This is a genomic window from Edaphobacter bradus (assembly GCF_025685645.1).
In the GTDB taxonomy this organism is placed as follows: Bacteria; Acidobacteriota; Terriglobia; order Terriglobales; family Acidobacteriaceae; genus Edaphobacter; species Edaphobacter bradus.
The window spans coordinates 336,932-363,428 of sequence record NZ_JAGSYF010000002.1 but is presented as its reverse complement, the minus strand read 5'-3'; the positions used below and the strand labels follow the sequence as shown (position 1 = coordinate 363,428).

Sequence of the window (26,497 nt, the reverse complement as noted above, 5' to 3'; positions counted from 1 at the left end):
CCGTTACCGGAGGCTCCATGGCTCATGCAGTAGTTCGTTTTGAAGAAAAGAATCTTTCGGTGCCCGACGGCTATGGTCCGCATTCAAAGGGCTACTCGCGGGTCTCACTTATCGACCATCGCACGGCCGAAGCGGCCGTCCACATGGCTCATCAGATAGTTCAGCTTGAACCTGGTGGTCATCTCGAACAGAACGTGCTCGCCTATGAGAAAAGTCTTTACGTCCTCGAAGGTGAGCTTGACCTGATGATGGATGGCAGAGCCTATCGAATGGGTCAGGGCGACTACGCCCTTGTGCTCGTGGGGACACCACACGCAATGCGGTCAAGCAGCGGCAATGGCGCCCGGTGGATGGAGATGATCGCCCCGCAGCCACTTGCCAGAAGCGTTGGGCAGGATACCTTTTTCGTGGGCGAATTTGATTGGCCGACCAGGATCGAGCGTTTCGATAAAGGCGACGCTCGTACGCGTTTCGTTGGACACTTCGAAGATGCGCAGCTTCCCCCGCCGGGCAACTTGCAAATGGACGGCTATAGCGGTGATGGTGCGCGATTGATCAGCCAAAAGATGATGGTCGATCGCAACTTTGGATCGGCGCACATGACGATGTTCGTAGTGGAATTCGCGAAGGGCGGTGGCGGCTCTCACCACACGCATCCCTTTGAGGAGTCGTACTTCTTCGTCTCGGGCATTGGCGAGTGTGAGTTTGAGGGCAAGAAATACGTTGTTGAGCCCGGCACGTTGTGCTGGACAGGAGTCGGCGCAAAGCACGCGATCTTCACAAAGGGCGATGAGCCGGTCCGATTTATTGAGACGCAAACGCCTCAACCACCGGCGCGTCAAGCGTTCCGATTCGATAGCGAGTGGCGTATCATGCGCGAGCGGTACCCGACCTGATGTTTCCGGCGGTCAGCTGGCTAAATAGCTAGGCATCCTGCCTTTGAATTTTGCCGACACAGGAACGGCCGCATCCAGGGCGGCGACGGGAAAGGGTATTGAACATGGGAAGTGCCAGCATAGAACAGCTCCCCGTCGGGGCGACGGATGAGCTGAAGCGCAAAACTCCGTTCTACTTCAGCTTCTGGTTTCAGGTCTGCGTCGCTATCGTGCTGGCAATCGGGCTCGGCTACTTCAGCCCTGCCCGCGCCGTCGCCATGAAGCCCCTAGGCGACGCATTCATCCGGCTTATCACTATGGTCGTCACCCCGATCATCTTCTGCACAGTTGTCTCCGGCATCGCCGGAATGCAGGACTTGAAGAAAGTCGGTCGAGTGGGCGGCAAGGCCCTCCTGTACTTCGAGGTCGTATCGACACTGGCTCTTTTTATCGGTCTGGTGGTAGGCAATCTGGTCCATCCCGGTGCTGGGTTCAACGTCAATCCCGCGACTCTCGACGCCAAAGCCGTTGAGGGCTATGCCGGCCAGGCGAAGGCGCAGAGCGTAACAGACTTTGCAATGCACATCATCCCGGTCACGATCGTGGATGCATTTGCCAAGGGCGATATTCTGCAGGTTTTGCTGGTAACCGTTCTGTTTGGCTTCGCCTTGTCCTTCATGGGCGCGCGTTGCGCACCGCTTCTTGCTCTACTGGACACGGTTACGCACGCGATCTTTGGGGTCGTCAACATAATTATGCGTCTTGCGCCCTTGGGTGCATTCGGCGCTATGGCCTTTACCGTGGGCAAGTATGGCATCGGGTCGCTCGGACCGCTGCTCAAGCTCATCGGGACTTTTTACATCACTTCGATTTTGTTCGTTGTAGTCGTGCTGGGGGGTGTTGCGCTTCTGGCGGGCTTTAACGTTTTCAGGTTCCTTCTGTATATCAAGGAAGAGATCCTTCTGGTACTGGCTGTGGCCTCTTCCGAGGCTGCACTGCCATCGCTCATCGAAAAGCTTGAGGCAGTGGGGTGTTCGAAGGGGCTGGTGGGCCTGGTAGTACCCACCGGGTACGCGTTCAACACCGACGGCACGAGCCTTTACATTACTTTGGCAGCGCTCTTCGTGGCCCAGGCCACGGGAACGCATCTCACACTCACCCAACAGTTGACCATCTTCGCCGTTGCCGTCCTCACCTCCAAAGGGGCGAGTGGCGTACAAGGCGCTTCCTTCATCGCGTTAGTTGGAACTCTATCGGTCGTTTCAACCGTTCCGGTCGCGGGCATGGCTCTTATTCTCGGTATCGACCGCTTTATGAGCATGTTTCGCGCCGCGGTCAACATGATTGGCAATGGCGTGGCAACCCTCGTGGTCGCCCGGTGGGAGAAAGAAATCGACTCTCCGACACTACGCCGCAGCCTGTAGCCCGGCCTCCGGGGCCGTTCCGTGCTCCCGATCAGCGACTGGGACGGGTGATGGGCTGCGGCCGGGATGTGTGGCCGATTCTCATATGTGATTGAAAAGATGGTACCCAGCGAATTCGAACTGCTGACGTGTACCGCCCAAAGCGAATAACCACAAGGTAAGAGTAATATAGCGCCTTAACGGGAGGAGTCCTCCTATAAACGCTTTGCGTTTGACTTGTGCTCGGGGCGACCTCCTGAGGCCCCGTCATTGGTGTGTTCGGGATAGAACTGATGGCTGACAAGCCCACCTTAGGCGTACGAACACATTTTGAGGCAAACAGAGGACAAAGGGCTGAGGAAAGCGTCAGAACAATGAACTGGTGTCGGTTCGTAGATCCAGAGTGAACGGCCGCGCGCAACGACTCTTTCGATCGTCAGAGTAAAAGGGCTTCGTGCTTTGATACCCGATACTCCAGTACGAAAATGCTGCAATGTCCACGACTTGCTTGCACATCGAAGCAGGCTGGCCCTGGTCATGACAGCAATGTTCTGCATGGTGCCGGGTGTATATGGTCAGCCAAGCGTAAGCGCAATCAATGTGCATATGGTGAGCGAGGATGGACGTCCCTTGCCCGGCGTGATCGTGGAAGGAACCTCGCAAGCAGGAATCATTTGCAGGACGATCACTGACAATCTGGGACGCGGGACTCTGCGTGGTTGCAGCAACGACTCGACAACTCTTCATATCTCCGCGCACCTGCAGGGATACATGCCTGCGGCGACCGACATCAACGCCAAGGACGAGACCAATCTTGAGATTGCCCTCTCGCCTGAGGTTGATGTGCAACAGAGCGTAACGGTAGAGAGCTCTCCGCAAAGCGTGCTGGCGGAAAGCTCCAGCAGCGAGACGAAGCTACCCGTTGCATCTGCCAAATATAGTCCACTGCGTCCTAATACTGTGGTCGAGGCCTTGCCGCTGGTTCCCGGTGTCATCCGTACTCCCGCAGGCCGCGTGCAGATCTCCGGTCGGGATGAAGAGCACAGCAGCCTTCTCATCAATTCAGTCGTTGTCAATGATCCTGCCACGGGAGGTTTTGGCCTAAGTGTTCCCATTGATACTGTCGATCTGCTCAAGGTGATGCAGTCTCCTTATCTTGCCCAATATGGAAGCTTCACTGCTGGAGTCGTGAGTGCAGAAACTCGTCCAGGTGGCGAAAAGTGGGAGTACAGCCTGAATGATCCTTTTCCCGATTGGCGTATTCGCAGTTGGCATCTCGAAGGTGTGCGCGATGCTTCACCGCGACTGAACCTGGGCGGCCCGCTGATCAAAAATCATTTGTACTTTGTGGAAGGCTTCGAGTACCTGGTCGACAACGCCCAAGTTCGTACGCTCCCGCATCCGGTGAATGAGACTCGCTCGAACGCGGTCAACTCATTCACCCAAATTGATGCTGTGCCCGATTCTCGTAACGCAATCACCGCAACTTTCCACTTTGCGCCGCACTCGATTGAATACGCCAATCTGAACTATTTTGATCCGCAGCCAGTGACACCGAATGCTGATTATGAGGAAAATACTGGAACGATCGCACACCGCTTCTCCATTGGCCGTGGCCTTCTTACGTCTATTTTTGCCGGTACTCGGGTCGCGACTAACGTTTACGGTCAGTCGCAAAGCGCGATGGTCCTCTCGCCTGTTGGAAATTCCGGTAGCTATTACAGTCAGCAGGGCCGCGAGGCTACGCGCTTTCAGTGGATCGAAACATGGTCTCCTGCGAATGTGAGGTGGCACGGCCAGCATGCTCTCCAGATCGGTGGTATCCTCGCGCACGCAGAAGATCAAGGTACTGCCGTGGGCCACGATGTCAGCATCGTCAATTCCTCCGGCCAACTGCTGCGAAGAATCTCCTTTGCTGGCAGCGGCACCTTCAGCGTTTCGGATTTTGAACCGGCTGTGTACGCGCAGGATCACTGGGTTGTGGACAAACACCTGGCTATCGACGCAGGTTTGCGCTATGAGACCCAGACGCTCACCTACACCTCTCGCTTTGCGCCGCGAGGGGGCCTGGCTTGGTCTCCGCTAGGAGATGGTTCGACGGTGATCCGAGGCGGTCTTGGTATCTTCTATGACTCGATACCACTCCAGACTTACGCCTTTAGCAGTTATCCAGAGCAGGTCGTGACGACCTACGACGGTAATGGCAACATTACGGACGGTCCCCGCCGCTATCTCAATTTGACCAGCGAGTCCCCGTCACGGTGCCTATTTATCCATCAAGGTCGACGTGACGGCAATTTCGCCCCTTACAGTGTTGCCTGGAACATTGAGGGTGAACGCGTCGTTAATCAATATTTCAGCCTTCGCTTGCGTTATCTTCATGCAGATGCGCGCAACCAACTGACACTCACCCCGCAAACGAGTACGAGTGAAAGCGCCCTGGTACTTGCTGGCTCAGGCGCGCTGCAGACCCACCAGTTTGAATTCACGTCACGCCTTGGTGCGGAAAAGGAACGCCAATTCTTCTTCTCTTATGTACGCCAATTTGCTGGTGGAGACATTACCGACGCGTCCGCGTATCTGGGAGACTTTCCTTTCCCTGTCGTCCGGTCGCAGATCACAGCTCGCACAACTGGCGAGATCCCGAATCGGTTTCTTCTGTGGGGTACAACTAAGCTGCCATGGCGAATGCATATATGGCCGCGCGTAGAATATCGCAACGGATTCACCTGGCAGCCTGTCGACCAATTTCAGAATTACATCTCGCTTGTATCTGCGGCGCAGCCGCGATACCCAGCGTACTTCACGGCCGATCTGCGGGTAGGGAAGGACTTCACCATGGCCACAAAGCATGCCGTGCGAATTTCGCTGACATTCCGTAATCTGACAGACCATAACAATCCGCTTCAGGTGCACAACAATTCTGGCGACCCACTATACGGATCTTTCTTTGGCAACTACGGGCGGCACCTTTTAGCTGATTTCGATTTCCTCTTCTAAGAGCCAGCCATGGCGCAACTCAAATTGGGTTCTCTCTGCTATGCCAATTCGCGGTAGTTCAGCAGGATCAAGCCGACCAGGGCCAGGCACAGCGGCCAGAGGTAGCCGGCGATGGTGGCCATGCGGCTCCTGGGTAAACGCAGCTCCAGCCATCGGCTACAACCCGCCGAAACACCAAGCAGCGCAATAGGGGTGTGGCTCATCTCCGCAAGCAGCGCTTCTTTCACTTGGGCCGAATGCTCATGCGTCAGCAACGTCGCGGCGCCGAGAGCACACATTGCAGGAAAAACGTAAGTGGCCCACCGCGTCCTCAGCTTGCCTGCCTGCACCGCGCATTCGAAGGCTGCGAAAACCACGATCAAAAGTGCTCCGAGACGATGTTGCAGGATTTCGGGCACGGCAAAACTCTGCCAAAAGGGACGTGGTCCAAGGGGCCAGTTCTCCGGGTCGGCGCGCAGCAGGATGAAGACGGCTAAACCAGCGAAGCTCAGCGGCCAAAAGCGGGCCCAGCGCATAGCACGGTGCCGGCTGAGCAGCGCCAGCAGCCCTGCAATGAGCACAATCAGCCCTGCCCAGTGATGGTTGTACTCCGACCATGCTTTGTCAGTGTCATCGCTATGCACAGTAGGAGCGAACTGGCTGTCCGCGACAGCCACCGCGAGTGAACCTGGAGGAGCCAGCGCAGCTAAGGACGGACTGGTCATGCGCGGCGGTTCTGGATGCATACGCACGTAGATCTCGTGAGCTGTCAGCCTATCTTGAGCGGTAACATCGACCGCAGGTGCCTGAGAGGTCAGCGAAGCCGCTGTCAATATCGCGAGGAATCCTAGACAAATCTCTGCCTCAGCGACCCGGCGCAGCCGCGCTAGCAAAGGTTCAGGATCACTGGCCAGACGCCGCACCAGAAGCCAATTCCCGGCGCCGAGCACAGCCATCGCCAACAAAAGGTAAATCTTGGCAACCACCATAACGCCAGACGCGGTGGTATATAGCGCGCTCCACGTTCCCAGATAGAACCCAGCCATGCCCACTCCGGCCGACACCAGCGTTGCCGCGCCCAGCAACGCCATCCGGGAGTAGCGCTCGGTCAAACGCCGCGCCTCGTCAACGTCTTCGACGCGGCCTAAGGAGATCCACAGATAGGGCATTGCGCCAACCCAAGCCGCTGTACCCAAGTGATGTGCGGCTGTGAGAATCGCCAACGGGACCCGGTAATCGATGCGTGCCGTCGCATGGCTTATGGAAACCGTAGCCGCTAGCAGCAGTAGACTCAACGGGAGCATCGCCACCGTCGCTGTGCTGCTTTTCAGGCGTGCGCAGATCCAGAGTCCAATCGCGAACAGGATTGCGAAAGAGCCGGCGCGGAAGAAGTTCGTGGTGGTCACATCCGTGAGCGTCAAATCTGAGCCGCTCATCAGGAGGGCGCCGGATGCCGAAACCAGGGCAACCTCGCCAGCCACCAACGCAAGCGCGGCCATCCGGATGCCCCGGCGACAAAAGTCTTCGACGGCCGCGCTCGCCCTCGCCGGCAGCGCCACAGCCAGAAGATATGCGACGCCTCCCATCAGCAACGCTTCGAAGGCCAGCGTTGCCGCGCGTAGTAGAACCGTCAGCAGATCAATATCGCGCAGGAACCAGATCACGATTGTTCTCGGGCTCTACTTTACTTGGAAGGGGACCTTGCCACGAGTGATGTGTCCATCCGTGGCCAGGACCTGCCAGCGCAGCACATACGCTCCCTTGACGAGCCCGGTCAACTTGGCAGACAACAACCCGGGCGAGGGCTCGCTCTCAATGGCGACTTTCTCCACTTTGCCATCAGGGTCGAGCAACGTGAGAGTCGAGTGCTCCAGATCGACCCTTGAACTGTATTTGAGGAGGACGGCGACCTCCGGACCCGAGACAGTGCTGTTCGCTCCTGGCTGAGAACTCACCAACACGGCGTGCGCCAACGCCACTCGGGGAGCAAATAGCGCAATACCGCAAGCAACAACGATAGCGGTTACAAACAAGGGCGTAAGGATCCAGGTGTTCCTGCGCATATCCAATCCGCTTCTCCTTGAGCAAAATGAGTCACACCCTTGAGTAGGACGCTATCCTCCGAGATTGCCCGCCCTAAGGCACCACCGTTCAAGTTAATCAGTCCTGTCCTGAATCAAAGAGACCACATCTCGTAAAGCCAGCCGATTTTGATCGATATTTCGGTCAGGACAGCATAACCGATTTTATGGAACGTGTTGGTTAGGATTCCCCGGAGACTCGACTGATAACTACGACTGAGGCAGCGAAAGAGGAATGGTATCTTCTGCGCAATGGACCGACTCCGACGCGGAGTTGAAACGTTTTCGGAGCGAAATTGGTTTTCGAGGGCTTGTAAATAACTGAAATATGGTGGCCAGAGACGGGATTCCCCCCCCGCTCGGCTAATAGAATCTGCAACTTGCAGAATCCAAAAAGTGCAGAAAGTGCAAGAATCACCGATCGCTCTTGCAAATCTCTTGCAAATTCACTCCTTGGTCAACTTGTCGGTTGCGTTTGTTGTTCTTGGGTCTGCTCACACTGAGGACAGCGCCGGGCTCAGTAATCACGCAAAAACTGAGACTAGGTTTGTCGGATAAGTATCCACAGCGAATTAGAGTTACCTGGGAGTACCTTTCTTTGTGGAAATCCATTTTATGCGCGGAGGAACCTTGCCGATTGTCTTTACGTAAGAACGGAGTTCCCACTCGCTCCACTGCCGGGCGATGTCCAAAGTCGAAAAATAATGTGGAGGAAAGAGCCATCTTGATTCCGTGAAAGAGTAAATGTTCGCCGCCACACCGTATCCAGTTTCAACCACAAGCAACCTTAGGCGGTGACCACCTGCCTTAATGTCGGCCAATAGACCACTACCCGCTTGCGGGATATTGCCCATCGCCTTCTCCAGGTTTCCAGGCCTATTGCACCGCCTACCCAAATGGTCTGCGCTAAGTATATGCCGCTGGCTTTTTGTCTCGGATTTCTGGGCTGCACTTCGACTGGGTTTGACTCTGTGTCGTACCATCGCGATGCGCTTAGACGCTCAGGAGTATCTCTCTTCGATAGCTTCTAGTCCGCTTGCATACTCGTAATGGCTTACTCTCCTGGTTTGGGCGCGGGTAGGGGAGTGTTGACACGCAAAGCGCGCCCCGGTGGCTCTTCTCAGACCACGCTGACGAATACCCAAGGGTTGTTTCGGAGATGGAGTCCGAATGGTAATCAAATTGCTCGCACTACAGTTACACAAAACTATGGTAACTAAAATAACATTATAGTAATCTTCACGCTGACAATTTGTGAGATGATCGGCTCTATTCGCGGCGATCATCCCTGACTCTTATCAGTCGCAGCGAGCTCAATTGTGAACCAGAGCAATTGAATGAGGAGAGACCATTGAAACGGAACGAAAGCTGTGTTTCTGTATCTGCCCGCCTGATTCTCTTTTTACTTTTTGCATTTTGTGGTTTCGCGATTGCACAGGGCACTTCGCCGGCACCGTCTGACCGAGTTGCGGTCAACATGGGCGAGACGCCGTGGCAGTTCCTGTTGAATCGGGACCCTGCGAATGCACAAGATCCTTCCTTCGACGATTCGAGATGGCAGACAGCTTGTGTACCATACTCGGCCTACCAGATGACGATGTTCATCAACGAGGAGTCCGGCGGTGAGGGTGAACTTGGCGGCGGTATCAACTGGTACCGCAAGCACTTCACATCGATCCCCAGTACGCCAACCGCAAGGTGATGGTGGAGTTTGAGATCGCCCATATGAGTGGGCAGGTGTACATCAGTGGCACCTTGTCCCCGGCACCAGCGCCGTCCCGGCCGATGCGACGGCTACTCGCGTCGTCGCCTTTCTCCCTTTTCTTTTTACGCAAAGGAGCAACATGCTGAGCATTATCTCCCATTCCCAAGAGAGAACCATCTCTCACACCCTTTGGATTCTGAGTGCAGTCCGGAAACTTCCTTTGAAACGCCGCTCGAGGGAACTTCGCCCTTCCAGTTCCATGGAGGGCGGGATACGGAAGAGTATTGTGATGCTCCTGCTCCTGTTTGCGGTGCTTTGCTCGAGCGAAGTCCGGGCGCAGCAGGTGGAGCCGTCGCTGCCGCTCTCGCAGCGATTGTCGATCAATCTTGCGGCAGGAGTGCCAGAGTACGTCGGGAACGCCGCCTCGAGCTCCAATGCGCCGCAAAGTCAATGGTGGTTCGAGAATACAAATAACTCGACGGCGTATTCGTCCCCTGGTTTTGTGGAGAGTTCGGATAGCTCCGGCAACTGGCAACAGGTTGGTTTGCCCTATGACGCGAACATACCCCGCACCTTCATCAACCAGACCTCCGGCGGTGGCCAGGGATCGTTGACTGGAAACGAGAACTGGTACCGTCTGCACTTCAAGGTGGATCCGAAGTATGCGGGCCAGAAGTTTATGCTCAATATCGAAGGTGCGCACACCGGAGTTCAGGTGTTCATCAATGGCACTTTGTTGAAGGGCATCAGCGCGGTTGCTGCGAATGCGCAGGCAACGCACGTGGTTGGTTTCATTCCCGTGGTTCTCGATCTAACGCCATATCTGCACACCGACGGTGCAACCGACAACGTCATTGCGGTGGACGTATCCAGAGGGGATCCCTGGTTTGAGCAGCCTGGTTTCTCTGGGGCCTTCCGCTTCGGCCAGGCCATGGCCGGACTATTCCGCAACGTCTATCTATACGTCACCAATCCTGTCCATATTCCGATCAATGTGTACTCGAATCAGAAGACCTGGGGCACGTACGTTGGAACGGTCTCTGAAGTTCCTGCCGCGGGGGCAACCGCGACTGCGGCCTCGGCTGTGGTCGAAGTGCAGACGAATGTTCTCAATGAGACAGCCACAACGCAGCAGGTTACGTTGACCACGCAGATTGTGGATGCGAATGGAAATGTCGTGGTGACTGCGCCGCCGATCACGCAATCGGTGGGCCCAATGACGGCGGGCAACTTCCCCTCCACGCCGGCGCCGATGTTCGACCAGCAAATTACAGTTCCGAATCCGACGTTGTGGTATCCGAACAACTCGATCTACGGAAAGCCATATATGTACAAGGTCTACCACATCGTCAGCGTCAATGGCGTGGTGGTCGATTCGGCGCAGAGCCCGCTCGGTATCCGCACCCTTACCTGGGACAATAACTTCCCCTACTTCAACGGTCATGCGCACTATATGTGGGGTGGTTCTGGACGTTACGATTACCCGGCACTTGGCTCCTCTGTTCCGGAAGAGCAGCAGTGGCGCGACCTGGCGCAGATAGCGGCCGGGGGAGGCAATGTCTGGCGGCCCGGCCACTCGACAAGCAGCGAAGAGTTGGTGGAGGCGGCAGATGCCTATGGCATCATGATCGACCAGCCGAGTGGCGATGGGGAGGGTAATTTCACAAACCCATCGGCAGACGATACCACCTTGAAGGTGGAACTGCATCGCGACATGATCATCCGCGATCGCAGCCATCCTTCGATTCTGGACTGGGAGGAGGATAACGGCGGCAACAATCAGAGCCTCGCGAATACCCTGGCGACCTTGGAAGCGCAATGGGATTCGATCCAGCCTCGGAAACAAGCCACCCGTTCCGGAGTGCCTTCGTATGCGTTCATCAACGAATGCGACGGCGCCGGTTGTGAGGTCGGAAACAAGCAATCTAATCCTCAATATCCCGCGTTTGGAGCTGAATATTGGGACAACATCGGAACGGGCCGCGGTCTAGCCTGGGATAACGAACTCTCGTTTGCCGCACCCTATTTGAAGGACTGGCGCGACGGCAGAGCGGCAAACACCTTCGGTATGGCGCAGTGGTACTTCGCCGACTCGCCGGGTGAAGTGAGTCTCTACTCGGAGTTTCAAAATCAGCCCCAGATGGTAAATTTTGTCCGTTCCCTGGGATATTCCTCGGTGGATATGAACAGATTTCCGAGGCTGCTCTACTACATTTATCAGGCGAACTGGACCCCTTACTCCGTCCAGCCGGTTGTCCATCTGGCGCACCACTGGAATCGCGCCTATGAGTACACCCAGGGCACGCCGATCCAGGAGAATGCTTTCAGCAATTGCCCCTCCGTTCGCCTGTTGATCAACGGCGCGGCTAAAGATCCGGTCACGGGAGCCGTTCTCGCGGATCAGACGCCTAACGCATGGGACACCAATTCCAACGACCTCACCCAGAGCACCACCGGTATGCCTGGTCAGGTTCACTGGATGGTGAACTGGGCCCCAGGTACCGTCACCGCGGTATGCCTGGACAACACCGGAAACGCGGTCCCTGGCGTAACCGACACGCGCACGACGGCCGGTCCCGAATACAAGATCGTTCTGAGCGCTGTTCCGGAGCTGACGAAGCCGGATGGCACCAGCTTCCAGTGGACTTCGAACGGTTCCGACGCGGCCTTTGTGACGGCTGCTGTGGAGGATGCGCAGGGCAACCTTGTGCCCACCGCCGCCGACAACGTTACATTCACGGTGACTGGCCCTGCCACCTATATGGGCGGCAGTCAGCAATATGTTGCCGATCCCACCTGGACGAACTACTACCAGGATGCGTTCTCCAAGGCCAACAGCAACGTGATCCAGGGCGTACCGTACGCCTTCTTCCACGCGCCTGGCGACCCTGAGCTGAACTTTGAGGGGGGATTGACTAAGATCGCCCTGCGCAGCACCTTCACCCCAGGAACAGTGACCGTGACCGCAACCGCGCCGGGGCTTGTGAGTGGCAGCGTCCAGCTGACTTCCGTCGCGCCGCCGGCTCCTGTTCAGTCGCAAGCACCGTCCATCATCGTGCCCCCAGTGAACGCTTCGGTAACAGCTGGTTATCAGGCAACCTTCACCGTTGCGGCCAGCGGTTCGGGAACGCTTAGCTACCAGTGGTATCTGAACGGAAGTCCAGTCGCGGGAGCAACTGGAACCTCCTATACCACGGCCGCAACGACAACGGCGGATAACGGCGACAGTATCTCCGTAACGGTCACAAGCAGTTTTGGCACAGTTTCATCGAACCCCGTCACCCTTTCGGTAAGCCAGCCGGCCAACGTAGCCATCACGACGCAGCCTGCTTCGCAGACCATTGTTGTCGGGCAGTCGGCAACGTTGACCGTCGCTGCGACCGGTTCGCCCCAGCTCAATTACCAGTGGTTTGAAAATGGCACGCAGGTAGCGTCCGGGCCACAGAACAGCTTCACCACCCCTATCCTCACGACTCCGGGAACGCTGAGTTTCTATGTCATTGTCAGCAACCCTCTCAACCAGGTTCAATCATTAACAGCAGTGCTCACCGTCAACGCCGCGACGCCGGTAAGCATCACAACCCAGCCTGCCAGTCAGATCGTTGCGACAAACCAGCCGGTGCAGTTGACAGCGGTAGTCGCCGGTTCCGCTCCTTACACGTACCAATGGCAGTTCACTCCGACAGGCGGCGCCTCTACCATCCTTGTGAGCAACACGCAGACCTCCAACACCATCAGCTACACGATTCCAGTGATGAGTGCTGCCAATGTTGGCTCGTACACGGTAACGGTCAACAACGCCGCGAATGCTCCTGTCACGAGCGCCGCAGCGAAACTGACCCTTGCACCTCCAGGGATCAACCTGGCCCTGGATATGCCGGCCACCTCCAGCAGCACACAGAACACGTGCGGCGATGGAACGACGGCTCCACCGTTCAGCGGCGCCAATTGCCTGGGAGCAGAGAATGCCGTAGACGGCAGTCTTGGTACCCGGTGGGCATCGGCGTCGGCAGGCGCGCCTCCATCACCCCCTGTCCCGGGCGTCGACCCATCCTGGCTGCAGGTGGATCTTGGTTCGGTGCAGTCATTCAATACGGTCATCATCAACTGGGAGAATGCATACGCGACGCAGTATCAGATCCTTTACACAAGCGAGGATCCTTCAACCAACCCGACCTGGAACGTGGCTTACACCAATAACGCCGGAGCGGGTGGAACGGAGACTCTGAGCTTTGCTACCGTGCAGGGCCGCTACATCCGTATGCAGGGAATACAGCGCGCGACTCAGTACGGGTACTCGCTCTATGAGTTCCAGGTCTACGATGTCGCTCAATGCGGCGGCTCGGGAGAGCGCTATACGGTCAATTCCTCCAATCCCAACCTGGTCGTTGATAACCTGCTTGGTCTGACATGGACCCGCACCATCCACACGGATACCACCCCCGGTTCGCAATTCACTGGGGTGGATGCGGCAAACTATTGCTCAAGCATCAATATGCGTCTTCCCTCCAAGGCTGAAGCGCTCAACATCAGCGGCAACAACAACGCTTCCTGCGCGTTTCCAGGCGTCTGGAACACATGGACATCAACGGTGAATCCAAATGATGCCACCGAGACCGCGATCGTCAACTTCGACGGTACGTCGACCTGGAATGTAACCAATAACTACCCCGGCGCGACACTCTGCGCCGCGGGAACATCCGCGGACCAGGCTCCTTCGATACAAACGCAACCTCAACCCACGACGGTAGCTGTCGGAAAACAAGCCACGTTTACCGTGGCTGCGACGGGAAAACCTGCGCCAACCTACCAGTGGTTTGAAAATGGCACTGCCATCCCCGGAGCGACGGCGCCGACTTACATTACGCAGCCGGCCGCTTCTACCGACAATGGCGCGCTCTTCAGCGCGGCAGTTTCGAATGGGAGCGGCACAATCACCAGCAACTCAGCCCTCCTGACGGTCGGCGGCCAGGTGAATGCTCCGACCATTGCGACGCAGCCTGCAAGTCAGACTGCCACTGTCGGCAACACCGCGACCTTTACCGTTGTCGCGGGCGGAACGGGTCCATTCACTTACCAGTGGTATAAGAACGGTGTTGCCATCGCTGGCGCGGCGAACGCCACGTATACAACTCCTAACCTCACAACGGCGGATAGTGGCAGCGTGTTCTACGTCATCGTGACGAACGCAGGCGGTTCGGTCACCTCTGCAAACGCAACGCTAACTGTCAACACCAGTAATGCTCCGACCATTACGACGCAGCCTGCAAGTCAGACTGCCACTGTCGGCAACACCGCGACCTTTACCGTCGTCGCGGGCGGAACGGGTCCATTCACTTATCAGTGGTACAAAAACGGTGTTGCCATCGCTGGCGCGACGAACGCCACGTATACAACTCCCAACCTCACAGCGGCGGACAGCGGCAACGCGTTCCACGTTACCGTGACGAACGCAGGCGGTTCGGTTACCTCTGCAAACGCAACGCTAACTGTCAACACCAATTCCGGTTCAGGTGGCGCGAACCTGGCGCTCGGCAAACCGGCTACCTCAAGCGGTGATGAGAATCCCAATCTTGGACCTGGTAATGCGGTGGACGGCAACCTAACCACGCGCTGGTCATCAGCTTTTGTCGACCCTTCATGGATCCAGGTAGATCTTGGAACTCCAACGATAGTCAACAAGGTTGTGCTGCGCTGGGAGAATGCCCATGGCATCGCTTACCTGATTCAAGTTTCCAACGACCTGCAGACCTGGAATACGGTCTACACACAAACCGCAGGCCAAGGGGGCGTGGAAACCCTGACATTCCCCACAGTCACTGCGCGTTACATCCGTATGTATGGCACTGCCAGGTCTACGCAGTATGGGTACTCACTCTATGAGTTCGAGGTCTACGGTGCTGACGTGCCGCAGATCGTCACCCAGCCTGCCAACCAAACAGTGGCTGCCGGCAATACGGCTACGTTCAGTGTTGTAGCCGGTGGAACTGGTCCGTTCACTTATCAATGGCAGCGCAACGGGGTTGCTATTCCGGGCGCTACTTCAACCAGCTACACGACACCGATTCTCACTTCGGGCGACAGCGGTAGCAGCTTTACGGTTGTAGTCACGAACGCCAACGGGTCCACGACCTCTTTGCCGGCCACCGTGACTGTCAACATAGGCGCGCCCGTGGGAGCAAACCTGGCGCTCAATCAACCGACCAAGCAAAGCGGTAGCGAGAACGCCAATCTCGGTTCGGCCAATGCAGTAGATGGCAATCTGACCACGCGCTGGTCGTCTGCCTTCGTCGATCCTTCCTGGGTGGAGGTTGATCTCGGCGCAGCGAAGACGATTGGACAGGTCGTGCTGCGCTGGGAGAACGCCTATGGCAAGGCCTACCAGATTCAGGTCTCGAACGACGAGCAGACCTGGAGCACCGTCTACACCCAGTCTGCCGGTACTGGCGGAGTGGAAAACATCACCTTCCCGCCGGTGAGCGCCCGCTACGTTCGTATGTTCGGAACCACTCGGGCAACGCAGTACGGCTACTCACTGTATGAGTTCGAGGTCTACGCCGCCGCAACCGCACCCACCATCACCACTCAACCCACGAACCAGACCGCCAACACCGGCGCCACCGCGACCTTCACTGTCGTCGCGGGCGGCACCGGTCCCTTCACCTATCAGTGGCGCAAGAACGGCGTCGCCATCTCCGGCGCCACCGCGGCGAGCTACACCACACCTGTTCTGGCCTCTAACGACAATGGCGGCCAGTACAGCGTCATCGTCGGGAATGCCTACGGTACGGTTACTTCGGCTGCTGCGGCCCTCACGGTCAACAATTCAGGCTCGGGCTACACGATCTATCCGGGCTTTGTCGGAGTCGACCTGAACAACAACACCAATGGGGCATGGGCCGACAATCAGGTGTACGTCACCGTGATCGGAATCGATCCAAACACCAACAAGTTTGGCTATCTGACTCCCGATGGCACGATCATCGACTTCACGTTGAATGATAGTTCGGCGACCGGCCACCTGGCCAAGAACGGTCAGAACTACGGCAACTACTCCTTCACGCTTGCACAGAGCAAGCTGCTGAAGATTCCAACCTTCATCTCAGCCCGCGCCTACATCTCGCTCGGCGAACCCTTGTACGTTCAGGTCAATGGGGATGGCAAGGGAGGAGTGGCGGGGTACGCGGGACCCAACCCGCAGAATCCCACCGACCCGAACATCAACGTTCACTACGACTGGTACGAGTTCAACAACCAGAACGGGATCTTCATCAACACCACTCAGGTCGATCAGTTCGGTCTGCCTCTTCTGCTCGACGTTTGGGGTGCAGGAGGTACATTCCACCAGCAGGTCGGAATCACCGAATCGGTCGCCCAGATCGACAGTGAGTTTGCCAGCGAAGTCCCGGCCGAATTCCAGCCACCCACAATGTCTAACCTTCGCATTCTGTCGCCGTCCAAGCTGTCCATGGCTCCCGGAGGGGCACATGCTAACTACTTCGATAACTACATCGCCAGTGCGTGGGCGCAGTTCAATACCACCCCGCTCACGGTAACACTCAACGGCCGCCAGTTTACCGGCACCACATCGGGATCGACCTTCACCTTCACGGAGGTGAACCCCGCTGCGGCTAATGCCGGCGAGGTCTTCCTTGTGCAGCAGCCTTCCACGCAGGATGTTCTGGAGTGCGCTGGAACCATGGCAACTGGGGTTCCGGGAAACACGCCGCAGCTTCAGGACGAAAACGCCAAGCAGCTACAGTTGCAAAACCAGATCTGCTCGGCGATCAATCGCCACGTTCTCCTCAGCCCTGCGGACTGGACGAACGCATCGGCCTACTATGGCGCAGCGCCAGCAAACTTCTATTCGCAGTTCTGGCACAAACACTCCATTGGAGGCCTGGCATATGGGTTCTCCTACGATGACAACAACAATCAGAGCACGACCATCGCCACGCCTCAGCCGGAGCATCTGGCCTTCGGCATAGGCTGGTAATGCTGTTGAAGGGCATGGCGCTCGCGCTGTGAGCGCCACGCCCTTCACTCAGGGACTTAAAATTGAACCCCAGGTCCAGATCGTTTTCAAATTTCCAAACTCGATGTAAGACGCTGCCAAGCGGAGTCACGAGTATCCCTTGATACGAACAGGGCCTCCCTTGAATTGCGGTCTAGTGACTGCTCGTAGTCGGGGAGGCAATCGCTCCAGGATGGTCGGCGATATCGAAGTTGCTTCAACCTCGGCGCCGTGCTCAAGGTCGGTCATGCGCGCTTTCAAAGCCGTGGAGTCGAACTGCATTCACATTCGTCGAGCATGGACTGGGGGCAAGGTGGGGGTCGACCAAGACCAAAGCATCCCGCAGAACTGTGCCATTGCATGAGGTGTTGGCAGAACACATCCATCGATGGCAGCGTGAGACCCCCTATGGTGCGTCGGCTGACTGGGTCTTCGCCAGCTTCAAGTTGAAGGGCAAGCAACCAAGAGCCGCCACTATGATCGTCGCGGACTATCTTCGGCCCGCAGCAGTGAAGGCCGGCGCCGCTTCGAGTTTCACACCCTTCGCCACTCGCTCGCAACATTTCTCGTAGCGATGAAGACGGATCCAAAGACTGACAGTCTGGCGGAGTATGTGTTTTTTCATTCGACGTAGGGAATTGTTTCGTACTCGGTCTGGACCGTGCCTGGTATGCGAAGGTTGAGGATCCCGGCGCAACGGGCGGCTTCAGGCTCCCACTTAGACAGCCATCGTCTGCTTAGCAACAGCAGTACGAGCGACGCGAAAAAGAAGCAGAATGCCAAAGCTACGAACCCGGCACTGTAATGACCTGTGTGCTCCTTTAGAACGCCGAAGCCTGAGGGTAGAAAGAAGCCTCCCAAGCCGCCGGCAGCGCCTACGATGCCGGTCGCGATTCCTACGCGACTCTGAAAGCGCAACGGCACCAATTGGAAGACAGCGCCGTTACCCATGCCGAGGATTCCCATTCCGGCGAAGAGCAGACAGGTGGTCGTGGCTATGGCTGGAATTGTAGCCGTGAACGCAAAGCAGAGGCCCGCGCTGAAAAGCACGATGAGAAGAAACTTGTACCCGCCGATCTTGTCCGAAAACCAGCCGCCGACCGGGCGAAGAAAACTTCCTGCTATGACAACGAGTGTGGTGAAGTCTCCAGCCTGTACTTTGGAGAGGTGGTACTGGTCGGCGAAGAAGATGGTCAGGTAACTGATAAGGCCGACGAATCCTCCAAAGGTGAGGCAATAAAAAAAGGAGAGCCAGTAAGTATCTGCTTCCCGGAGCAGCGCGCCATAGACGCCCCATGCGGGAGGAGCTGTGCGTTGGCTGTCTTTGGCGAAGACGGCAAAGAAGAGCAGGATTGCGAGCACCGGGATCATGGCGATGGCAAATGTGGCCTGTACGCCGAGGTGCTGTGCAATGCGGGGTGCAAAGAGAGTCGCGAGCAGAGTGCCGGAGTTGCCCGCGCCCGCCAGACCAAGGACAAGACCCTGCTGCTCGGGCGGATACCAGCGGCTGGCCAAGGGGAGGGCTACGGCGAAGCTGGCCCCGGCAATGCCGAGCAAAAGACCGAGTGCATAGTATTGCCAGAGTTCATGCGCGAAACGCCAGCCGATCACCAAGGGCACCAGTGTCAGGATCATTCCCAACAGGCCGGTGCGACGGCCTCCGATGCGGTCCGCAAGTATGCCGAGGATCGGGCGGAAGAGCGACCCTCCGAGCAGTGGAATCGCCGTGAGGAGTCCCTTCTGCGTTGCGGAGAGCTTGAGTTGCACCGCTATAAATGGGGCAAGCGGGCCGAGCAGAACCCAGACCATGAAGCTGATGTCGAAGTAGAACAGCGAAGAGAGAAGAGTGGGAAAGTGTCCCGACTTAAGAAACTTCTTGAGTTCCATGGTTTTGATCTCCGGCGGATGAAGCCTCTGGGTATTCGACGATTCGCGATGGCGCAATGCCTGGTCTGCACAGGGCAGAGAGCACGAAGATATCGGCCGGCAACATCCCCACAAATGGATGCAAGGACACGTCGGTAGACATCGGCGTTTGCGCGTTCGGGGCGCGAGGTTCTCAGATGGATTGTCTCGGGCGGAGCGTAGCGAGACGATCGGCACTGACAGGGTGCCGGAAACAGAGCGTTTCTGAAGCGAGAGTATCCTAAGGCGGCTTTTGTGACAAGAGTCCTCTTGCTCGCGCGGCGAGGCTTCGGTATCATCGCCTTACTTTCCTCTTGCCGGCACCTTGTCAGTGCCTGGCTGCATTCTCTCCACGGCGAGCTTTGTTCCAGAAGCGGGTTGCTTCTGGTGTGGTCGATGACTCTGTCGGCCCAAAGGCTTTTTACGCTTTCAAATCGTTCGCCTGATCATCAGGCATGGAGAGAGTTATGGATCTGCCTCTGCTGGATCGAGCAACGGAAGATGGTGAGCAGTTTCTGCTGACGTCGTCCCTCGAGGACGCGCAGGGCGCAGCGTGTTCCGTTCCGCTTGTGCCAAGCCGTCTGCCTCTGTCGGGAGAACAGTACCGGTTTCACCTGGACATGACGCAATGTATCGGGTGCAAGTGCTGCGTAGTTGCCTGCAATGAACAGAATGGCAATCCGGCTGAGATCCAGTGGCGTCGCGTAGGAGAGATTGAGGGCGGCGTCTACCCTGATACGATGCGGCACTACCTGTCGATGGGTTGCAATCATTGCCTTGAGCCAACGTGCATGACCGGATGTCCGGTAAATGCCTACACGAAGGACCCGCTGACAGGGATCGTGTTGCATAGCGCAGAGCGCTGCATCGGGTGCCAGTACTGCACGTGGAACTGTTCGTATGGTGTGCCGCAATTCAATCCGGAGCGTGGCGTCGTTGGCAAGTGCGATATGTGCTACGGACGTCTTACCGATGGACGTGAACCAGCGTGTGTGGCTGCCTGCCCAGAGGAGGCGATTCGGATTGAGATCGTCGATATTGCTGCTTGGCGCCAGGACTATGCCGGGCAGGCGAATGCGCCAGGGTTGCCCTCTGCAGACGACAGCATCTCCACCACCCGAGTCACGGTCGATGCGAGCCTGCCTCGGGACATGGGTCGAGTGGACACCGCGCGCGTGGAGCCGGAGCATCCGCACTGGACTCTCATTCTGATGACCGTGTTTACGCAGATGTCCGTGGGAGCCATCGTGTCGATGTGCGCCTCACAGGCGATCGCGCGCGTAACCATAGAGCGGACTCCCGCGATTGCGGTTGTGATGATCGCACTGTTCGCGCTGGGGGTGTCGACGATGCATCTCGGCAGGCCTATCTATGCGTTTCGCGCGCTTAGCATGTGGCGCCGCTCGTGGCTTAGCCGTGAGGTGCTGTTCTTCTCGCTGTTTGCCGCGGCCGCCGTCGTCTACGCCCTACTGCTATGGACAGGGGCCAGAGGTAATCTGACAGCGGGTGTCATCGCTGCTGCGCTTGGGCTGGTTGCCGTCTACTGTAGCGCCCGGCTCTACGTGGTTGCAGCGCGGCCGGCCTGGAACAGCGCGCACACATTGTTTGAGTTTTATCTCAGCGCAGGTCTTACCGGACCGTTGGTCGCCTCCCTCTTCGCGCCTGTTACAAAGCTGGCGTTGGGTCATGTGGCCGCAGGTTGCGCGGCAGGGCTTGTCCTCCAGCAACTTGTAAAGTCGGCGTGGTTCTGGCGCTCTCATGTGTTTGAGTTGCGTGCCTCCGGAGGGCTTCTGCGCTACCGTCTCATGCCGTGGTTTGCAACACGACTGTTCGGCTTGGCAGGTCTTGCTACGGCATTGACGTTGCCGGGCGGAAATCGCTGGCAACTTGGGTCCTGTCTCGCAATTTCGATCGGGCTTGAGATGCTGGGGCGTTATCTCTTCTTTGTCAGCGTGGTTCCGAAGAACATGGCTGCGCCCTATCTGAAAGAGAGGCCTGCTGCATGAAGCTGCGCCGCTTGCTCGGGTTGGATATCGCGCGCGAGAAGTATGCCTTCAGCAAAGACGCGGCCGTGGGACACATCTCGGCACGAAAGGTCGCAGACAGCTGGGTCAAGACGACGTGCGGGTATTGCTCTGTTGGTTGCGGGATGCTGCTTGGAGTTCGCGACGGCAGAGTGGTGACATCCCGTGGAGACCCGAATCACCCTGTCAATCGAGGCAAGCTGTGCCCCAAGGGGCTAGCCGAGCACTACGTGCTTGAAGCGGAGAAGCGCGCCCAGTACCCGCTGCTTCGCGGCAAGGATGGCCTTGCCCGCGTCTCATGGGGTGAGGCGATCGGCACGATGGCGCGCGAGTTTCAACGCGTGGCCGAGCAGTACGGCCCTCAGGCCGTGGGCGTGATCAGCACCGGGCAGTTGGTGACGGAGGAGTTCTATACGCTCGGGAAGCTGGTTCAGCTTGGCCTCACAACCTCAAACTACGACGGCAACACGACACTCTGCATGTCGACTGCGGTCGCCGGTTACAAGCGCTCGTTTGGCAGCGACGGCCCTCCTGGAACGTACGAGGACATGACGAAGGCGGACGTGGTGCTGCTGATCGGTGCCAACATCGCCGAAAACCATCCAATTCTATGCCAGCACCTCGAGGCGAACCGCCCGAAGACTCTTATCGTCGTCGACCCGCGCGTGACGAAAACCGCCATGATGGCGGACATCTATCTGCCGGTGCGGCCTCGCTCTGATCTTGCATTACTGAATGGCATCGCTCACATCCTCATACGAGATGGACTGATCGATCGCGAGTATATTCAGCGACACACGAACGGCTTTGACGAACTCTCCGCGTTTCTCGAGAAGTATGAGCCGGAGTATGTCAGCAGCCTCACTGGGCTCAGCACAGAACTGCTCCACAAGGTTGCGCACCTTTACGGGACGGCAAAGGCCGGCTTCATCGGATGGACGATGGGTGTCAATCACAGCTCGAAGGGCACCGAGACTGTGAATGCCATCAATAACCTTGCGCTGCTCACGGGGAATGTCGGACGTGCCGGCGGATCGCCGTTCTCGATCACCGGCCAATGCAATGCGATGGGCACGCGCGAGACCGGGTTCACATCAGGTCTGCCGGGCTATCGCAAGTTTGAGAGCGCGGAAGACCGCGAGGAGGTTGCCAGAATCTGGGGTGTTCCTGCAGAGCGCATTCCTATGCAACGAGGGCTTGCTTACCCGGACATCATCAGCGCCGTGTTCAGAAGGGAGATTCGCGCACTGTGGATTATCGCGACGAATCCGCTCGTCTCGTTTCCCAATATTGACGTATTGAAGCAGGCGCTTGGCGGCCTCGAATTCTTGGTAGTGCAGGATGGTTTTCATCCCACGCCGACGACGGAAATCGCGCATCTTGTATTGCCTGCGGCGATCTGGGGCGAGAAGGAAGGCACATACACGAACTCCGAGCGGCGTGTGAGCAAGGTCAACGCCGCTGTTCAGCCTCCGGGCGAAGCTCTCAGCGACTTCGAGATATTTCTCCGGCTTGCGCGAGAGCTTGGCTGCTACGACGAGCTCTTCCCCGGATGGGAGAGGCCGGCGGATGCCTTTGAGGAGTGGAAGCGGATCTCAGAGGGCAGGCTCTGTGACTACTCCGGCATCACCTATGAGGCGCTCGAAGAGCTCGGCGGCATTCAATGGCCGTTCCCGAAAGACTCAGACTCCCCGGCCAGCGCGGTTCGGCGGCTTTACACGAATGGGAGCTTCCAGACAGCCGATGGGAGAGCACAACTCTATTGCGTAGACTGGACGCCGTTTCCCGAACAGCCTTCGGAGAAGTTTCCTCTCGTGCTGAATACCGGAAGGACCGTCGAGCACTGGCATACAAGGACCAAGACGGGAGCCATTCCGATCCTTGAGCAACTCTCACCCCGCGCCTGGCTGGAGATGAATCCAGTAGACGCGAAAGGGTTGTCGCTGCGGCCCCACGATCTCGTCGATGTCGTCTCGTCAAGAGGCAGGGTGCGCGGTGTGGAGTTGCGCGTGACCGAAGTGATTGCGCCCGGGCAGGTATTTGTTCCGTTCCACTTTGCTGAGTGGAACATCAACGAAGTCACGCAGGATATATTTGACCCCATATCGCGCGAGCCGAACTACAAACAATGCGCCGTGCGGGTGGAGAAGATGCCGATCGCGCCACCGTAAGTCGTCAGAGACTATGCCTGGCTTGTGTCGCTGGTTCTGCGAAGCTCTTCGCTGAGGATGACAGCTTCGGCAATCTCGCGCATATTCTTTCTGCGCTGCCGGCTCTCCTTCTGCATCATGCGATAGGCCTGCTCTTCATCGATGCCGAGCTCCCGTTGCAGCATACCCTTGGCGCGCTCCACGAGCTTGCGCGACTCGAGCTGGCCGGAGAGAACATTCTTCTCTCCTTCGAGACGGGCCATTTCGATCTCGGCGCCCACCAGAAACCCAACCATTGAAATAGTCTGAACTTCCCACTGCGTATAGTGGTGCGGATTGCGGTGTTGCACATTAATGACGCCAACCAGCCGTCCACGCGCCAGAATGGGCACCGAAAGGAATGCTTCAAACCGGTCCTCAGGGAGATCCTTGAAGAACTGGAAGCGCGGATCGCGCAAAGCTCCGGAGTCGATGGAGACCGGCTCCTGATGTTTTGCCACCCAGCCCGTGATGCCCTGGCCAATCCGAATACCGAGGTGGTCGATGATGTCGGGGTGTGGATTCTTCGACGCGCGCAGCACGAGCTCATTCTCTTCGAGAACATAGATAAAGCAAGAGTCGCAACGCAGCAGGGTCTCAATAAAGCTGACGATCTGGTTCAGTACCAGGTGGAGCGGATCGGATGCGGCCATCCTCCGGCCGATGGCGTGCATGAGTTCAATCGCGTTAGATTGACGCGCGCCCTGCGGACGGCTGAGTTCACTCTCCTGTTTTGATTGCGATAGTGAGGTGGGGACGGCCACTGGTACAGGCGCTGTGGAAGGAATGCTCTTTGCGATAGACGACGCGCCTTGTACAGCCGCGTGAAGTCTTGAGGTGATGGTCGTTCTCACCACCGGCCCGCGCTTCTCTTCGAGCAAGTCAACTGCGCGCGCAGAAGCTTCGTTCATCAGGAAGCCCATCTTTGGGCGTGATGGTTCAAAGTCGGGGCGAACGCCGTGACGAGCGAGCTCCTCTGTCGTGCTTGGTCCGATGGAAAGTACAACCGTCCGCTCGATTCCCTCACGCAGCGCGTCGGTGGCGCCGATCTCCTCGGCTACCTGGAAGAGGTGGATGACCTGAACAGCAGTGAGAAAGATGATGACATCCGTCTCACCTGCAGCAATAGAACGGATTGCGTCCTTCAGCGGCTCAAGATCATCCGGAAGCGCCCATTGATAGACCGGAACACGAGTGCACTGAACGCCATGATCGGAGAGGGCGTTGAGCAGCTCATGGTTGGGAGCTCCGTACTCCTGAACAGCTGCACGTAGACCTTCGAGCGATGGCCCAAATGCGGCGTCGAGCGCTCCAATCATCTCGCGCCACGTACAAGGCTCTGGCACTGTTACTGCTATTGGTACACCCAACTCCTTGAGCGCACTGCTTACCTTCGGGCCGCGGCTTGCTATCTTGACGCGCCGCAGCGCTTCAACGAAGCGCTCGCGATCGTAGCGTGAGTCGATGACATCGGTGAGGCGGCGAACCCCAACTCCAGTGAGAAAGATGACCAGGTCGTAGTCGCCATGAAAGAGGCGGCCGGCGAAGTCCAGAGCCTCGTAATTGGAGTCCAAAGGAATCTCACGCATGGCGGGCGTGACCGTAGGATCACCGCCATACGTTCGAATCAACTTTGCGATCTCCGTGGCGCGCCGACTCTCCAGCGCCAGAATCCGCAATCCTTGGAAGTTACCACTCGCCATTCTCTATTGTTATCTCAAAATGTGCAATTTTCGAGGAAAATCGTAAATGTGGCTTCAATTCTGGGTTTTTCTCTGGTTGGTCCCCCAGCGGTATACAAGCTCTACGTAACCATACTGTGCATTGGGATCTACGGGATAGATCTTTCTGACGACCGTTTTGCCCCAGGCGTGCGCATAGTAAAAGTTCAGCCCCACCGACTTCGTAGCCTGCCAGTCGGCGCTAATGTCCGCGACGGAGGCAAAGGACGACGATCGGTTGCCTGGGCGTCCCGTGTATCCGAAGACTTTATTGTCGAAAGCTCCGCCCCCCTGATACCAGAGGTCACTGTTCGAGGTAAGTTGCAGCCATTGCAGGTCGGCCCGTAAAGCGAGCTTGCTGAAGGGCTTCTCGTTGACCTGCATAAACTCGTCTGTATTGTTCATCAGGTTGTAGAACGGAATTCGTGCATAGATTCGCGGTGTCGGCAGCACCTGAAAGAAGGTGTTGTGCTTGCCGTCTGTCGTGTTGCTGTCGCCACTGCCGCGGAACCATCCACCACGCAGCCACGGGGACCGTGCTGTTTTCGTTGGCTGGTATCCACCTTCCACTGCGACGGCGTTGGCACTGTGGCTGAGAACTCCCCAGCTTCCGTTCTGAATCGCGCCCCAAAAGAGGAAGTCGAACTGGCCCTGACCGGCTGGAACAGTCGCGAGAAAATCGCCGCCGTAGGTGCCAACCCGAATGTTTCGATGGTCCGTAGCCCTGACGGCCAGTGCGCGGTTGTCCGTTTTAGTGATACCTGTGCGTCCGTCGTGATAGCCGAGGCCGAAGACACGCCACAGGACGTGCTGCTTCAGCGCCGATTGCGTGAACGCAAGGTATTGAATGTCAACGTTCAGCTCGGGATTACCGTTCATGTTGACGACGCCCTGATCGGCTCGGCCAACCATGGCGGTAACGTCCCAGGAGCGAGAGCTGTAGTGTGCGTCGATGCCGTCGAAGCTGCGCTGAGCGTTGGAGAATCCGAAGTTGCCCACCAGTCGATGAGCAATCCGGTTGGTTTGCAGCCAGTTGATCGCGGAGTTCTTCGGCTGCATCTCCTGCCCCTCGACAAACTCAAACCTCCCTAGGCGCACTGCACTGTCGTTGTCGCTGCCATTATTGAAGTGGTAGCGCACAAATCCCTGCTTCAGGAAGGCCGCAGCGGGGTGGGAATTGCTGTTAGCCGCATAGTAGGTTCCACCGAGCCCGAGTTGTCCCTGAGCAGATACCGGAGAGATAGCATCGTTTGGCAGGCCAAGCACGGATGGCTGCGCCAACTCGAGCGACCAGTCCACGCGATGAACGCGCTGCGCAATGCCGACGCGCAGCAGCGATTCGACGTAACCGTACGTCTCCGATTCAGGAGGCGCCGCGAACCACTGCCACGCATCCGCGCGCGTCCGGTCGTAAACAGAGATGCTGACGGGCATGTTGCCTGGTGGGGCCTGCGCCTGGCAGAAAGCGGGAGCCGTGGTCATCATCAGCAGTGCGATCGCCGTTACTACAACACGATATTTTTTAAACATGTCGTTCTCCTCGTGGCTTATTGGCAGGTATACGTTGCCCTGGGGTCTGCGAAAGACTCAACCTGCAGCAC

Annotated in this window: 13 protein-coding genes; 8 read left to right on the top strand and 5 right to left on the bottom strand. The window is 57.4% G+C overall.

Annotated elements, in window-relative coordinates; genetic code table 11:
* The first annotated feature begins 17 nt into the window (after window positions 1-17).
* From OHL16_RS07625 to OHL16_RS07615, 3 genes are all read left to right on the top strand, one after another.
* Window positions 18-896, top strand: coding sequence for a cupin domain-containing protein (locus OHL16_RS07625; protein WP_263366517.1), 879 nt, complete (start codon window positions 18-20; stop codon window positions 894-896).
* 104 nt (window positions 897-1,000) lie between these two features.
* Entirely contained in the window at window positions 1,001-2,299 is a 1,299-nt protein-coding gene (gene dctA, locus OHL16_RS07620; protein WP_263367426.1) for a C4-dicarboxylate transporter DctA, read from the top strand.
* 516 nt (window positions 2,300-2,815) lie between these two features.
* A complete protein-coding gene (locus OHL16_RS07615; protein WP_263366516.1) occupies window positions 2,816-5,278 on the top strand; it encodes a TonB-dependent receptor in 2,463 nt (820 codons plus the stop codon).
* A gap of 38 nt (window positions 5,279-5,316) precedes the next feature.
* Here OHL16_RS07615 and OHL16_RS07610 read toward each other — a convergent pair whose 3' ends face one another.
* Window positions 5,317-6,921 (bottom strand): copper resistance D family protein, encoded by a 1,605-nt coding sequence (locus tag OHL16_RS07610; RefSeq protein ID WP_263366515.1) that lies wholly within the window; start codon window positions 6,919-6,921, stop codon window positions 5,317-5,319.
* A 15-nt stretch (window positions 6,922-6,936) separates the two neighbouring features.
* Window positions 6,937-7,320, bottom strand: coding sequence for a copper resistance CopC family protein (locus tag OHL16_RS07605; RefSeq protein WP_263366514.1), 384 nt, complete (start codon window positions 7,318-7,320; stop codon window positions 6,937-6,939).
* Between the two features lie 1,369 nt (window positions 7,321-8,689).
* Here OHL16_RS07605 and OHL16_RS07600 point away from each other — a divergent pair.
* The 3 genes from OHL16_RS07600 to OHL16_RS07590 all read left to right on the top strand — a co-directional run bounded on the left by OHL16_RS07600 (window position 8,690) and on the right by OHL16_RS07590 (window position 17,629).
* Entirely contained in the window at window positions 8,690-9,040 is a 351-nt protein-coding gene (locus OHL16_RS07600) for a hypothetical protein (RefSeq protein WP_263366513.1), read from the top strand.
* 292 nt (window positions 9,041-9,332) lie between these two features.
* Window positions 9,333-17,039 carry a beta-1,3-glucanase family protein gene (locus tag OHL16_RS07595; protein ID WP_263366512.1) on the top strand — a complete coding sequence of 2,569 codons (7,707 nt, stop codon included), beginning with the start codon at window positions 9,333-9,335 and terminating at the stop codon, window positions 17,037-17,039.
* 386 nt (window positions 17,040-17,425) lie between these two features.
* The gene (locus OHL16_RS07590; protein ID WP_263366511.1) at window positions 17,426-17,629 is read left to right on the top strand and encodes a hypothetical protein; all 204 of its coding nucleotides are present in this window, start codon (window positions 17,426-17,428) and stop codon (window positions 17,627-17,629) included.
* 49 nt (window positions 17,630-17,678) lie between these two features.
* Here OHL16_RS07590 and OHL16_RS07585 read toward each other — a convergent pair whose 3' ends face one another.
* A complete protein-coding gene (locus OHL16_RS07585; protein WP_263366510.1) occupies window positions 17,679-18,944 on the bottom strand; it encodes a nitrate/nitrite transporter in 1,266 nt (421 codons plus the stop codon).
* Window positions 18,945-19,429: 485 nt separating this feature from the next.
* Here OHL16_RS07585 and OHL16_RS07580 point away from each other — a divergent pair, with 485 nt between their 5' ends.
* Entirely contained in the window at window positions 19,430-20,968 is a 1,539-nt protein-coding gene (locus tag OHL16_RS07580; RefSeq protein ID WP_263366509.1) for a DmsC/YnfH family molybdoenzyme membrane anchor subunit, read from the top strand.
* Window positions 20,965-23,157, top strand: coding sequence for a molybdopterin oxidoreductase family protein (locus OHL16_RS07575; RefSeq protein ID WP_263366508.1), 2,193 nt, complete (start codon window positions 20,965-20,967; stop codon window positions 23,155-23,157). The genes OHL16_RS07580 and OHL16_RS07575 overlap by 4 nt, the downstream gene beginning before the upstream one ends.
* A gap of 11 nt (window positions 23,158-23,168) precedes the next feature.
* Here OHL16_RS07575 and OHL16_RS07570 read toward each other — a convergent pair whose 3' ends face one another.
* Both OHL16_RS07570 and OHL16_RS07565 read right to left on the bottom strand, forming a co-directional pair.
* Entirely contained in the window at window positions 23,169-24,878 is a 1,710-nt protein-coding gene (locus OHL16_RS07570; RefSeq protein ID WP_263366507.1) for a uroporphyrinogen-III synthase, read from the bottom strand.
* Between the two features lie 54 nt (window positions 24,879-24,932).
* Entirely contained in the window at window positions 24,933-26,426 is a 1,494-nt protein-coding gene (locus OHL16_RS07565) for an alginate export family protein (RefSeq protein WP_263366506.1), read from the bottom strand.
* Between the last annotated feature and the right edge of the window lie 71 nt (window positions 26,427-26,497).

Coding starts and splice junctions, on each gene's coding strand:
- OHL16_RS07605 (WP_263366514.1), bottom strand. CDS start 7,320: ATGCGCAGGAACACCTGGATCCTTACGCCCTTGTTTGTAACCGCTATC.
- OHL16_RS07625 (WP_263366517.1), top strand. CDS start 18: ATGGCTCATGCAGTAGTTCGTTTTGAAGAAAAGAATCTTTCGGTGCCC.
- dctA (WP_263367426.1), top strand. CDS start 1,001: ATGGGAAGTGCCAGCATAGAACAGCTCCCCGTCGGGGCGACGGATGAG.
- OHL16_RS07575 (WP_263366508.1), top strand. CDS start 20,965: ATGAAGCTGCGCCGCTTGCTCGGGTTGGATATCGCGCGCGAGAAGTAT.
- OHL16_RS07580 (WP_263366509.1), top strand. CDS start 19,430: ATGGATCTGCCTCTGCTGGATCGAGCAACGGAAGATGGTGAGCAGTTT.
- OHL16_RS07585 (WP_263366510.1), bottom strand. CDS start 18,944: ATGGAACTCAAGAAGTTTCTTAAGTCGGGACACTTTCCCACTCTTCTC.
- OHL16_RS07570 (WP_263366507.1), bottom strand. CDS start 24,878: ATGGCGAGTGGTAACTTCCAAGGATTGCGGATTCTGGCGCTGGAGAGT.
- OHL16_RS07615 (WP_263366516.1), top strand. CDS start 2,816: ATGACAGCAATGTTCTGCATGGTGCCGGGTGTATATGGTCAGCCAAGC.
- OHL16_RS07595 (WP_263366512.1), top strand. CDS start 9,333: ATGCTCCTGCTCCTGTTTGCGGTGCTTTGCTCGAGCGAAGTCCGGGCG.
- OHL16_RS07565 (WP_263366506.1), bottom strand. CDS start 26,426: ATGTTTAAAAAATATCGTGTTGTAGTAACGGCGATCGCACTGCTGATG.